The 12,738-nt window shown below is 71.1% G+C and carries 10 protein-coding genes; 9 read left to right on the forward strand and 1 reads right to left on the reverse strand.

What is annotated here, in order from left to right; all coding sequences use genetic code 11:
• Nucleotides 1–13: 13 nt before the first annotated feature.
• Nucleotides 14–1,189 carry a hypothetical protein gene (locus ACFWZ5_RS11195; RefSeq protein WP_384803276.1) on the forward strand — a complete coding sequence of 392 codons (1,176 nt, stop codon included), beginning with the start codon at nucleotides 14–16 and terminating at the stop codon, nucleotides 1,187–1,189.
• Between the two features lie 39 nt (nucleotides 1,190–1,228).
• Here the strand turns inward: ACFWZ5_RS11195 and ACFWZ5_RS11200 are convergent, their stop codons facing one another.
• Entirely contained in the window at nucleotides 1,229–1,834 is a 606-nt protein-coding gene (locus ACFWZ5_RS11200) for a hypothetical protein (protein ID WP_384803273.1), read from the reverse strand.
• Between the two features lie 796 nt (nucleotides 1,835–2,630).
• Between ACFWZ5_RS11200 and ACFWZ5_RS11205 the strand changes: the two genes are divergently transcribed.
• From ACFWZ5_RS11205 to ACFWZ5_RS11240, 8 genes are all read left to right on the forward strand, one after another.
• Entirely contained in the window at nucleotides 2,631–3,911 is a 1,281-nt protein-coding gene (locus ACFWZ5_RS11205; protein ID WP_384890653.1) for an amidohydrolase, read from the forward strand.
• A gap of 142 nt (nucleotides 3,912–4,053) precedes the next feature.
• Nucleotides 4,054–5,142: a BMP family protein gene (locus ACFWZ5_RS11210; RefSeq protein WP_384803691.1), complete on the forward strand. Its 1,089-nt coding sequence runs from the start codon at nucleotides 4,054–4,056 to the stop codon at nucleotides 5,140–5,142.
• 462 nt (nucleotides 5,143–5,604) lie between these two features.
• Complete coding sequence (locus ACFWZ5_RS11215; RefSeq protein WP_384803688.1) at nucleotides 5,605–6,660, forward strand: BMP family protein; 1,056 nt, start codon at nucleotides 5,605–5,607, stop codon at nucleotides 6,658–6,660.
• A gap of 200 nt (nucleotides 6,661–6,860) precedes the next feature.
• Nucleotides 6,861–8,462, forward strand: a complete 1,602-nt coding sequence (locus ACFWZ5_RS11220; protein WP_384803694.1) for an ABC transporter ATP-binding protein — start codon at nucleotides 6,861–6,863, stop codon at nucleotides 8,460–8,462.
• The gene (locus tag ACFWZ5_RS11225) at nucleotides 8,459–9,601 is read left to right on the forward strand and encodes an ABC transporter permease (protein WP_384803685.1); all 1,143 of its coding nucleotides are present in this window, start codon (nucleotides 8,459–8,461) and stop codon (nucleotides 9,599–9,601) included. The genes ACFWZ5_RS11220 and ACFWZ5_RS11225 overlap by 4 nt, the downstream gene beginning before the upstream one ends.
• A complete protein-coding gene (locus ACFWZ5_RS11230) occupies nucleotides 9,598–10,860 on the forward strand; it encodes an ABC transporter permease (protein WP_384803682.1) in 1,263 nt (420 codons plus the stop codon). Before ACFWZ5_RS11225 ends, ACFWZ5_RS11230 begins: the two co-directional genes overlap by 4 nt.
• A complete protein-coding gene (locus ACFWZ5_RS11235) occupies nucleotides 10,857–11,258 on the forward strand; it encodes a cytidine deaminase (protein WP_384803679.1) in 402 nt (133 codons plus the stop codon). The genes ACFWZ5_RS11230 and ACFWZ5_RS11235 overlap by 4 nt, the downstream gene beginning before the upstream one ends.
• Before the next feature lie 100 nt (nucleotides 11,259–11,358).
• A complete protein-coding gene (locus ACFWZ5_RS11240; protein ID WP_384803676.1) occupies nucleotides 11,359–12,636 on the forward strand; it encodes a thymidine phosphorylase in 1,278 nt (425 codons plus the stop codon).
• Nucleotides 12,637–12,738 lie beyond the last annotated feature (102 nt).

Raw genomic sequence — 12,738 nt, forward strand, 5'->3', positions numbered from 1 at the left:
CACGGGAGGACCCATGTCAGCACGGAGCGCGCGCCGCGCCGCCGCGAAGGCACCGCACGGCACGCTGGCGTTCGTGGAGTCGCCGGTGCAGTTGCTCAACGTCCTGGAGTGGGCGTACGCGGCGGGCGAGGCCCGCACGGCGGGGGACCGGGAGCACCCCCTGGCCCCGGGCGAACTGACCCTGGTCGTCCTGTCCCCGACCGACCCCATGACCCGGGGCCAGCTGCGCCGCATGGCGGAACTGGCGCGCGGCGAGGGCATTCAGGTGCGCTGGGAGGAGGCGCGGGGCGGCACGACGGCGCCGTTCCACACGATCGGCGGCCTCGCGGCCCCGCTGCGCCGCGCGTCGCGGATAGTGATCGGCGACCCCTTCTCCCGCTACGTGCAACTCCTGCTCACCATCACCCGCGCCCGGGACCTGGTCGTCGTCGACGACGGCACGGCCACGATGGAGTTCGTCACCCAGCTGGCGCGCGGGGAGCGCCTGACGCGCTGGCACCGCAGGGGCGGCCGCCCGAGCCCCCGGGACATGGTCTTCATGCCGGTCTCGTCCTCGGCCCGCCGCCGCCTCACCCCGAGCCCCAAGGGCCGCCGCCGGGTCGAGGTCTTCTCGTCCATGCCCATCGACTCGGCGCCCGACGGGGTGCGGGTCACCGTGAACTCCTTCGCGTGGACGCGGGCCCGCTTCGGCCCGCCGCGCATCACCAAGGGCGCGGACCTGGTCGGCACGTCCCTGGTGGAGACGGGCGTGGTGGACCTCGACCGCTATGTGGAGGCGGTGGCCGCGCTCGCCCGCACGCACGGGGCGGCGCGCTACTTCGCGCACCGCCGCGAGAGCGCCGAGAAGCTGCACCGCCTGGCCGTGGAGACCGGTCTCCAGGTGGTCCGCCCCGACCTCCCCCTGGAACTCATCGCCCGCCGCGGCCCCATCGGCCGCACCATCCTCAGCTTCCCCTCCACCGTCGTCCACACCCTCCCTCTCGCCCTCTCCGGCACGGAGGTCAGGGTCGCGGTCATGGACATCGACCCGACCTGGCTGACGGACACGGCGTCACCCCGGGCACAGGGCTTCCTGTCGGGCGTCACGGGAACGGCCCGGGACGTACAGCGCCTCGCGTCGATGGCGACCCCGCCCACGATGCCCGCCCTACCGCCCCAGCCGACCCGCCAGGCGGCGGCACCGGCGTAGGACGACCCTCGGCACGGCCATCCGTAGGCGCGGCGCCGCTCAACGGCCCGCCGGCGCGGACGGCACGGTGAAGCCCGGCGGCGGCACGGGAACCTTGCCGACGCCCCGGCCGGGCGTGGGGTTCGGGTCCTCGGTGGGGGTGGGACTCGGCGTCACGAGGGGCTCGGACCGCCACCTGCCGTCGCGGCAGACCATGCTCAGGACCGCCGTGGGCACCGCCCACTCGCCCTCGTCGACGCAGGGCGCTCCCTTGTCCGGGCTCATGCTCCAGTCCCACTCCTTGTGCCTGCCGTTCGGGACGCACGCGAGAGGGGAGCCGTGGCGGGTCACGCCCTCGTCGTCGTCCGGCCCGCACGTCGGGCCGCCCACGCCGCTGTCCGGGTCCCGGCGAGGGGTCATGGTGACCGTGGGCGTCGGCTTCTCCGGGGTGGGCTCGGTCTCGGAGCAGGCCGAGTCCGTGGGCGGCGGTACCGGTTCGGGGCCGACGCGGTAGCAGACCACGAACCTGCCGCCCTCGCCGCCACGGCTCGGCGACGCAGAGGCACCGGCGTCCACGCCGTCGACGCCGCACGCGGTCAGGGCCAGCAGCGCCGTCGTACCACTGAGGGCCAGGAGCAGCGCGGGGTGCGGGCGGCGTCCGCTCATGGGGCGATGCTAGAGGGGTGTGCGGGCCGGTGGGAAGGACACCGGCCCGCACGGTCCGCCGCACCGGTGGGGCAACCGGCGGCACGCGGCGGACAGCCCTGCGCCCGTCCCGCGGGGAGGCTGCGGTCGGGGCGCGGGCGGCCAGGGGGCTCCGCGCTCACGGAGCCTGAACCGGGCCGCACACCCGTACGTTCGGAGAAGGACGCCGAGCGGATTGCACCGGATTTCGGCGGCGCCCGCGCGCAGGCGCCGTACGCGGCGAGCGGCGCCCCCAACGGCCCTGTTCACCCGCCGTTGACCAGCCATTGATCGGTACCGGCGAGGATCGGACCCAGGCACCGCGCCTTCCCCCCTTGGCTGGTGCCGTCAGCCTGCGCGCCGCGCCGCCGTGCGCCGACCCGGACGCGTCCGGGACCCACTTGTTGTGTCCCAGCCCGGACATCGGCGACGCGGCCGCAGGCCTGGCCGTACGGGCGGCGTTTGCGGAGGCCGACGTCGGACACCCGTCCGTACATCCGTCCGCACGCGCATCCCCGTACCGGAGTCTGCCCGTCAGCCGCTTGGCGGGCGGATCGTCACTCCTCCACCTCAAGGATGACCCTGCACCCACAGGTTGAGTCCGCTGACCTGCAATGATCGCTCTCCGCAGGGAGGAGGTAACTATTCCTCATACCCTCCGTACGAAGCGGACATGCGCTCGGGGGCCACTTTTCTTACCTCAATCTGGCTGAACTTTTGTTGATCGAGGCTTAGTTGACCCGTTCATCGCCTTACCCTTCACAGGGTGAACCAACTGATGTCCCGCGAGTCTGAATCCGAAGACGCGTCCGAAGGCGCCGGGGCCACGCCCCCCGGAGCGCCGGCCGGCGCCCAGGCGCCGGCCCTGCCCGGCACGCTGCCCGAGGCGCTCCGCGCCGAACTCATCGCCTTCCGGCGCGACTTGCACATGCACCCGGAGCTGGGCAACCAGGAGTTCCGTACGACATCGGCGCTCAAGGCACGCCTGGAGAAAGCGGGCCTCGCCCCCCGCGTACTCGGCTGCGGCACCGGACTCATCTGCGACATCGGCGACATCCCGGCCCTCGACGGGCGCCCCGTGCTCGCGCTGCGCGCGGACATCGACGCCCTGCCCATCCCGGACACGAAGCGGGGCGTGCCGTACCGCTCCACCGTCCCCGACCGCGCCCACGCCTGCGGCCACGACGTCCACACGACCGTCGTCCTCGGCGCCGGACTCGTCCTCGCCGACCTCGCCCGGCAGGGCCGGCTCCCGCAGCCGGTGCGGCTGATCTTCCAGCCCGCCGAGGAGGTGCTGCCCGGCGGGGCGCCCGACGCCATCGACAGCGGCGCCCTCGACGGCGTCGGCCGGATCATCGGCGTGCACTGCGACCCGCGCGTCGACGCCGGGCGCATCGGCCTGCGGCACGGCCCCATCACGTCCGCGTGCGACCGCCTCGAGGTCTCCCTCGACGGGCCGGGCGGCCACACCGCCCGGCCCCATCTGACCGTCGACCTCGTCACGGCCGCCGCCAAGGTCGTCACGGACGTGCCCGCGCTCGTGGCCCGCCGCGTCGACGCCCGCTCGGGGCTCTCCATGACGTGGGGCCGCATCGAGGCGGGCCACGCGTGCAACGTGATCCCGCAGCACGCCGAGCTCTCCGGCACCATCCGCTGCCTCGACCTCGGCGCCTGGCGGCAGGCCCCCGACCTCGTGCACGCCGCCGTCCAGGAGGTCGCCGACCTGTACCGCGCCAAGCTGGAGATCAACTACGTGCGGGGCGTGCCGCCGGTCGTCAACGACCCGGCCGTGACCGACCTGTTGAGGGACGCCATGGCCGCCCGCCGGGGCGCCGAGGCCGTCGAGGGCACCGAGCAGAGCCTGGGCGGCGAGGACTTCTCCTGGTACCTGGAGCACGTGCCGGGCGCCATGGCCCGGCTCGGCGTCCGCACGCCGGGCGAGCGCACGGTCCGCGACCTCCACCAGGGGGATTTCGACGCCGACGAACACGCCATCACGGTGGGCGTGGAACTCTTCACGGCCGCCGCGCTCCTCGACGCCACATCGCGTTCTTCCTGACGGAAGGATTCCGCGTATCAGGCACCGCCACGAATCGATAACGGCCGCCGCCCGACCCGTTCCCCTCCCTTTCTACGCGCGTTAATGTGCGCCGAAATCAGCGCCCACGACGGTGCGTTGGGGAACGTAAGGGGTGCGTCCAGTGCTTCCAGTACGTCCAGAGAAACCAGTGGCCCGGCTGTTCGTGGCGGCAGCCGCCCTCGCCCTGCTGGCCACCGCCTGCGGTGAGACCAGCGGCGACGCCGCCAAGGACGACGATGACGGTGGCGGCGGCAAGAAGGGCGGCTACCGGGGCAAGGGCATCGGTCTCGCCTACGACATCGGCGGCCAGGGCGACCAGTCCTTCAACGACGCCGCGCACTCCGGCTATCAGCGCGCCCGCAAGGACTTCAGGATCGGCGGCGTCGACATGGAGCCGGGCGACGGCGAGTCGAGCGCCGACAAGACCCAGCGCATCGAGGAGCTCGCCCGGCAGGGCTACGACCCGGTGATCGGCGTCGGCTTCATCTACGCGCCCGCCATTCAGGACGTCGCGAAGAAGTACCCGAACACGACCTTCGGCATCATCGACGACAACACCGTCAAGGCCGACAACGTCGCCGACCTCGTATTCCACGAGGAACAGGGGTCCTATCTCGCCGGGGTCGCCGCGGCGCGGACGACCAAGGCCAAGCACGTCGGCTTTATCGGCGGCGTCGACATTCCGATCATTCATAAATTCGAGGCCGGGTTCGTACAGGGCGTGAAGTCGGTCGACCCGAAGATCAAGATCGAGAAGCGGTATCTGACCGAGAAGCCCGAAGAGGGCGGGTTCGCGAGCCCGGACAAGGGGCAGGACGCCGCGAGCGGTCAGCTCGAAGCCGGCGCCGACGTGCTCTACCACGCGGCCGGGCTCTCCGGCCAGGGCGTGATCCAGGAAGCCGGTTCGCAGCACAAGTGGGCGATCGGCGTCGACTCCGACCAGTACAAGCAGAAGGCCCTCGGCAAGTACAAGAAGTACATCCTCGGCTCGGCCTTCAAGGACGTCGGCGGCGCGGTGTACGACCTGACGAAGTCGGTCGTACGGGGCAAGCCGATGAACGGCACCCAGAGGTACGACCTCAAGTCGGGCCGCGTCGGCTTCTCGGACTCCAACCCGGCGTACCGGAGCCGCAAGGACGTCGTGGCCGCCGTCGAGCGGGCCAAGCAGGACATCATCACCGGCAAGGTCAAGGTCAAGACTCGGCCATAACAACCAGCCCGTCGAGGGGGTACCCCCTGCTCCTCAAGAGCTTGGGGGAGTTTGAGGACGAGCCCGAAGGGCGATCTGCAGCCCTCCGTGGGGAGGTTCACGTCTTACGTATAACTCCCGTGCCGCGCCGTACGTACGGCGTTAACAAGTCGTACGTATAACCCGTTGGGGCCCGGCGGATCCGCTCCGATCGGCGCCCCCGCCAGGATGATCACCCACCCGTCATCTCCCCGTCGCCCGGGGGCCACAGGTCGATAACGGACCGGACAGAAGGGTTCTTATGTCAGGTCTACGCGCGTTACGCTGCGGCGAAATCGCGCCGGGTGAGGCGCACCTCCGTTACGTCCTCGCGTACGCCTCCGTACGTTCTCGCAGCGTGTGCACGCGCAGCCGCGCACCTCATGCACACGCCGCGGCCGTATCCGCGTACGCACCAGGTCCTTGTCTAAGGAGTTCGTCCCTATGCGCCGGGTGTCCCGATTCGCGCTCGCGTCCGCCGCGACCGCCGCCCTCGCCGTCTCCGTCTCCGCCTGTGGCGGCACCTCCAGCGACGCCGCCAAGAGCGACGACGGTGGCAAGAGCAAGGGCGTCGCCATCGCGTACGACGTCGGCGGCGCGGGCGACCAGTCCTTCAACGACGCCGCGACGGCGGGCATGAACAAGTCCGCCGCGGAATTCAAGATCGGCAAGAAGGCCGTCGAGCCGACGGACGGCGAGTCCGACGCCGACAAGATCCAGCGCCTCACCGAGCTGGCCAAGCAGGGCTACAACCCGGTCATCGGCGTCGGCTTCGCCTACGCGCCCGCCGTCAAGGAGGTCGCGGCCAAGAACCCGGACGTCACCTTCGGCATCGTCGACGACGCCACCATCGACGCCAAGAACGTCGCCGACCTGGTCTTCACCGAGGAGCAGTCCTCGTACCTGGCGGGCGTCGCCGCCGCCAAGGCCACCAAGTCCAAGACCGTCGGCTTCGTCGGCGGTGTCGACAACCCGCTGATCCGCAAGTTCGAGGCGGGCTTCGTCCAGGGCGTCCAGGCCACCGACAAGTCGGTCAAGGTCAAGCGCCAGTTCCTCACCGACAAGGCCGAGGACGGCGGCTTCTCCAGCCCGGACAAGGGCAAGGAGGCGGCCAGCGGCCAGATCGAGGGCGGCGCCGACGTGGTCTACCACGCGGCGGGCCTGTCCGGTCAGGGCGTCATCGAGGCCGCCGCCGCCAAGAAGGTCTGGGCGATCGGCGTCGACTCCGACCAGTACAAGCAGAAGGCGCTCGACAAGTACAAGAAGTACATCCTGACGTCGGCCACCAAGGACGTCTCCGGCGCGGTGTACAACCTGGTGAAGTCGGTCCAGGATGGCAAGGCCGAGGGCGGCGTCGTGCGCGCGGACCTCAAGTCCGGCGGTGTCGGACTCGCCTCCTCCAACCCGGAGTTCACCAAGATGAAGGACCTGCAGGCCGCTCTGCAGAAGGCCAAGCAGGGCATCGCCAGCGGCAAGATCAAGGTCAAGACGGCGCTGTAACAGCGGCGTGATCGCCGCGGAACGGGGTGTGGGGACGATGACCGAGAGGTCGGCTCACGCCCCGTTCGCGCGGCCAAGGCCTCAACCACCGTGTCCCGCCCGCCAGTTGGCGGGCACGGTGGCGCCTGAGGCGTGAAGCAGGGGCACACCGCGTGCGCGGCGCAGGCCCCCTCCCTTTAAGTCCCCGAGGAGAGTGCGCCATCGACGCGTCCACCACCCCTCCGCCCACCCCGACCGCCGCGTGCGCCGTGGAGCTCAGCGGCATCACCAAGCGGTTCCCGGGCGTCGTGGCCAACCACGACATCCACCTCAGCGTCCGCAAGGGCACCGTCCACGCCCTCGTCGGCGAGAACGGCGCCGGCAAGTCGACCCTGATGAAGATCCTCTACGGCATGCAGAAGCCGGACGAGGGCACCATCGCCGTCGACGGGACCCAGGTCTCCTTCAACAGCCCCGCCGACGCCATCGTGCGCGGCATCGGCATGGTGCACCAGCACTTCATGCTCGCCGACCAGCTGACGGTCCTGGAGAACATCGTCCTCGGCAGCGAGAAGCTGTACGGCATCGGCGCCGGGGCCCGCCGCAAGGTCCTGGAGATCTCCGACCGCTACGGCCTCGGCGTGCGCCCCGACGTCTACGTCGAGGACCTCGGCGTCGCCGACCGGCAGCGCGTGGAGATCCTCAAGGTCCTCTACCGCGGCGCCACCACCCTCATCCTCGACGAGCCGACCGCCGTCCTCGTGCCGCAGGAGGTCGACGCGCTCTTCGACAACCTGCGCGAGCTCAAGTCCGAGGGCCTGTCCGTCATCTTCATCTCGCACAAGCTCGGTGAGGTCCTGTCCGTAGCCGACGACATCACCGTCATCCGCCGCGGCACGACGGTGGGCACGGCGATCCCGTCCGAGACCACGCCGCGCCAGCTCGCCGAGCTGATGGTGGGCAGCGAGCTGCCGACGCCGGAGACCGCCGAGTCGACGGTCACCGACCGGCCGATGATCGAGGTCGAGGCCCTGCGGCTGCTCGCCGACGGCTCGGACCGCGCGCTGCTCGACGACATCTCCTTCACCATCCACGAGGGCGAGGTCCTCGGCCTCGCGGGTGTCGAGGGCAACGGCCAGACGGAGCTGATCGACGCCCTCATCGGCCTCAAGGGCGCCGACTCCGGCGCCATCCGCCTCGCCGGCGAGGACATCACCGCCTGGGCGACGCGCAAGCGCCGCGAGGAGGGCGTCGGCTACATCCCCGAGGACCGGCACCGCCACGGCCTGCTCCTGGAGTCCCCGCTCTGGGAGAACCGCATCCTCGGCCACGTCACCGAGCAGCCCAACACCCGCGGCAAGGGCGGCTTTCTCCTCGACATCAAGGGCGCGCAGGCCGACACCCGGCGCATCGTCGAGGAGTACGACGTCCGCACGCCCGGCATCGACGTGACCGCGGCCTCGCTGTCCGGCGGCAACCAGCAGAAGCTGATCGTCGGCCGCGAGATGAGCCACAAGCCGCGCTTCCTCATCGCCGCGCACCCCACGCGGGGCGTGGACGTCGGCGCGCAGGCGCAGATCTGGGACCAGATCCGCGAGGCCCGCCGCGAGGGCCTCGCCGTGCTGCTCATCTCCGCCGACCTGGACGAGCTCATCGGCCTCTCCGACACGCTCCGGGTGATCTACCGCGGCAGGCTCGTCGCGGACGCCGACCCGGCGTCGATCACGCCGGAGGAGCTGGGCTCGGCGATGACGGGCGCGGCCACCGGCCACCTGGAGCACACCGAGGAACCCGCCGACGCCCCGGAGGACGAGGCCCGATGAAGAAGTTCGACAAGGAGCGCCTGCTCCTCGCGGCGGCCGGTCCGGTCATCGCGCTCGTTGCGGCCATGGTGCTCACCTCGGTCGTCCTGATCGCGTCGGGCAAGAGCCCGATCGAGCCGTACAGCCTGATGTTCGAGCAGGCCACGTTCTCCGACATCCAGGTCCTGATCATCAACCAGGCCGGGATGTACTACCTGGCGGCGCTCGCGGTGGCCGTCGGCTTCCGCATGAACCTGTTCAACATCGGCGTCGACGGCCAGTACCGCCTCGCTGCGATGGTCACCGCCGTCGTCGGCGCGCACGTGTCGCTGCCCTCGGGCCTGCAGATCCCGCTCCTGATCCTGGTCGCCATGCTCACCGGCGCGTTCTGGGCGGGCATCGCGGGCATCCTGAAGACCACGCGCGGCGTCAGCGAGGTCGTCGCGACGATCATGCTGAACGCGATCGCGACGAGCGTCATCGGCTACCTCACCCTCGACGAGAACTTCGGCGTCCCGGTCGGCAACAACCAGACCACCGGCGTCATGCACTCCTCCGGCTGGTTCCCCGGCATCGACATGGGCGCGTCCGGCGAGATCTACGGCTTCGTGGTCGTCGCCGTCCTCGCGGGCGTCCTGTACTGGCTGATCCTCAACCGCACCCGCTTCGGCTTCGACCTGCGCGCCACCGGCGCCTCGCAGTCCGCGGCCGCCGCGTCCGGTGTGAACGCCAAGCGCATGGTGCTCACCGCCATGCTGATCTCCGGCGCGGTCGCGGGTCTCGCAGGCATGCCGATCCTGCTCGGCGACGTGCACACGTACAGCCTGAGCTTCCCGACCGGACTCGGCTTCACCGGCATCACCATCGCGCTGCTCGGCCGCAACAGCCCCGTGGGCATCGCCGTCGCCGCCCTGCTCATCGCGTTCCTCGACAAGGCGTCCCCCGCGCTCGACTACAAGGGGTACGACAAGGAGATCGCGGTCATCATGCAGGGCCTGATCGTGATCGCGGTCGTCGTCTCGTACGAGGCCGTACGCCGCTGGGGCCTGAGCCGCCAGCAGCAGCGCGTCGGTGAGGAACTCGCCGCCGCGGCCCGCGCCGCCGGGGGCAACGGCAACAACGGCAACAACGACTCCGTGAAGGAGGTGGCTGCCCGATGAGCACGGCAACCGTCACCAAGGCCGCGCCCTCGGCACCCGCGCCGGGCCGCCGCCGCGTCTCGCTCCCCGTCCTGCTCCTGATCATCGCGGGCGTCCTCGTCCTGACGTCCGTGGTCCGTCTGATCACCGACGCCCACGGCATCACGTCCACCGGGCAGATGTCCGGCGCGCTGCGCCTGGCCGTGCCGATCGGCCTCGCGGGCCTCGGCGGCCTGTGGGCCGAGCGCGCGGGCGTGGTCAACATCGGCCTCGAAGGCATGCTGATCCTCGGCACCTGGTTCGGCGCCTGGGCGGGCTACCAGTGGGGGCCGTGGGTCGGCATCCTCTTCGGCGTGCTCGGCGGCGCGATCGGCGGCCTGCTGCACGCGATCGTCACGGTCACCTTCAACGTCAACCACATCGTGTCCGGTGTGGCCCTGAACATCCTCGCGCTCGGCACCACCCGCTACCTCTCCACGTACGCCTTCGAGGGCAAGGAGGGCGGCACGTCCAAGCAGTCGCCGGGCGTCGAATCGCTCGGCAAGTTCTCCGTGCCGGGGCTCTCGGACTGGCTCCAGGACCTCAACGAGAAGCACTGGTTCCTGGTCTCCGACCTCGCGGGCCTGCTCGGCGGGCTGCTCACCGACGTCTCTCCGCTCACCGTCATCGCGGTCGCGATGGTGCCGCTGAGCTGGTTCGTCCTGTGGCGCACGCCGTTCGGCCTGCGGCTTCGCTCCTGCGGTGAGAACCCGGTCGCGGCGGAGTCCCTCGGCGTCAACGTCTACAAGTACAAGTACCTGGCGGTCGTGATCTCCGGCGGCCTCGCGGGCCTCGGCGGCGCGTTCCTGTCCCTGGTCGCGTCGAACATCTACCTCGAAGGCCAGACCGGCGGGCGCGGCTACATCGGCCTCGCCGCGATGATCTTCGGCAACTGGATGCCGGGCGGCCTCGCGCTCGGCGCGGGCCTGTTCGGTTACACCGACAGCCTGAAGCTGCGGGGCGGCGGCACGAATGTCCACGCGCTGCTGCTTCTGATCGCCATCCTTCTGGTCATCGGTGCGCTCTACCTGGTGTGGCGCAAGCGCTACGTCCCCGCGGCGGTCACCGCGGCGGTCTCGGCGCTGATGTTCGCCTGGTACGGCCTCACCGACGAGGTGCCGAACCAGGTCGTGACGGCGACGCCGTACGTGGTCACCCTGCTCGTGCTCTCGCTCTCCGCCCAACGCCTGCGGATGCCGAAGGCGGACGGCATGCCGTACCGGAAGGGACAAGGGAAGTGACGTCAGCGGCCGCGGAGTTCGACTGGGACGCCCTGCGGGAGGCCGCGCGCGAGGCGATGTCCCACGCGTACGCGCCGTACTCCGGTTTCCCGGTGGGCGCCGCGGCCCTGGTCGACGACGGGCGCGTCGTGACCGGCTGCAACGTCGAGAACGCGTCGTACGGCCTCGGCCTGTGCGCCGAGTGCGGCCTGGTCTCCCAGCTCCGGCTGACCGGCGGCGGCCGTCTGACCCACTTCACGTGCGTCGACGGCAAGGGCGCGATCCTGATGCCGTGCGGCCGGTGCCGCCAGCTCCTGTACGAATTCGGCGGCCCCGGGCTCCTGTTGGAGACGTCGGCGGGGGTCAGGTCCCTCGACGAGATGCTGCCGGACGCGTTCGGGCCGCAGCACCTGAACTGAGGCAGGGCCCCCGGCCGGCGCCGGGGGCCTTCTTCAGCCGCGCCCTCTATGCGCGTAGAGTCCCGTCTACGCACGACTGTTACTGCCGGAAGGACATGCCATGGACGTCATCTCCGTCATCCGTACGAAGCGGGACCGCGGTGAGCTCAGCGACGAGCAGATCGACTGGGTCATCGACGCGTACACGCGCGGCGCCGTCGCCGACGAGCAGATGTCGGCCCTGGCCATGGCGATCCTCCTGAACGGCATGAACCGCCGCGAGATCGCCCGCTGGACGGCCGCGATGATCGCGAGCGGCGAGCGCATGGACTTCTCCTCGCTCTCCCGCCCCACCGCCGACAAGCACTCCACCGGCGGCGTCGGCGACAAGATCACGCTGCCGCTCGCCCCGCTGGTCGCCGCGTGCGGCGCCGCCGTGCCGCAGCTCTCGGGCCGCGGCCTCGGCCACACCGGCGGCACCCTCGACAAGCTGGAGTCCATCCCCGGCTGGCGCGCCCTGCTCTCCAACGAGGAGATGCTCTCGGTCCTCGACGGCACGGGCGCCGTGATCTGCGCCGCGGGCGACGGCCTCGCCCCGGCCGACAAGAAGCTCTACGCCCTGCGGGACGTGACGGGCACGGTCGAGGCGATCCCCCTGATCGCCTCCTCGATCATGTCGAAGAAGATCGCGGAAGGCACGGGCTCCCTGGTCCTCGACGTGAAGGTCGGCACCGGCGCCTTCATGAAGACGATCGACGACGCCCGCGAACTCGCCTCCACCATGGTCGGTCTCGGCACCGACCACGGCGTCCGCACGGTCGCCCTGCTCACCGACATGTCGACCCCGCTCGGCCTGACCGCGGGCAACGCCCTCGAAGTCCGCGAGTCCGTCGAGGTGTTGGCGGGCGGCGGCCCCGCCGACGTCGTCGAGCTCACCCTCGCCCTGGCCCGCGAGATGCTCGACGCGGCGGGCCTGGTCGACGCCGACCCCGCCAAGGCCCTCGCCGACGGCTCCGCCATGGACGTGTGGCGCCGCATGATCTCCGCGCAGGGCGGCGACCCCGACGCGGCGCTCCCCGTGGCCCGCGAGCAGCACGTCGTGACCGCCCCGGCGTCCGGCGTCCTGACCCGGCTCGACGCGTACGACATCGGCGTCGCGGCCTGGCGCCTCGGCGCGGGGCGGGCCCGCAAGGAGGACCCGGTGCAGGGCGGCGCCGGCGTCGAGCTCCACGCCAAGCCCGGGGCGACGGTCACGGCCGGGCAGCCGCTGCTCACCCTCCACACGGACACGCCGGACCGCTTCGCGTACGCCCTTGAGTCGCTGACCGGGGCGTACGACATCGAGCCGACCGGCTCGGACTTCGCGGCGGGGCCGATCGTGCTGGAGCGCGTGGGCTGATCCTTCGCGGGTGCGCCCCGGCCGGGGGTGGTTATTTAGCGCAATAACCCACCGACCCCCGTTGTGTTACTAGCGCCACACCCGCGGAAATTGGTTCTAAGG

This window comes from Streptomyces sp. NPDC059003 (genome assembly GCF_042740445.1).
GTDB lineage: Bacteria > Actinomycetota > Actinomycetes > Streptomycetales > Streptomycetaceae > Streptomyces.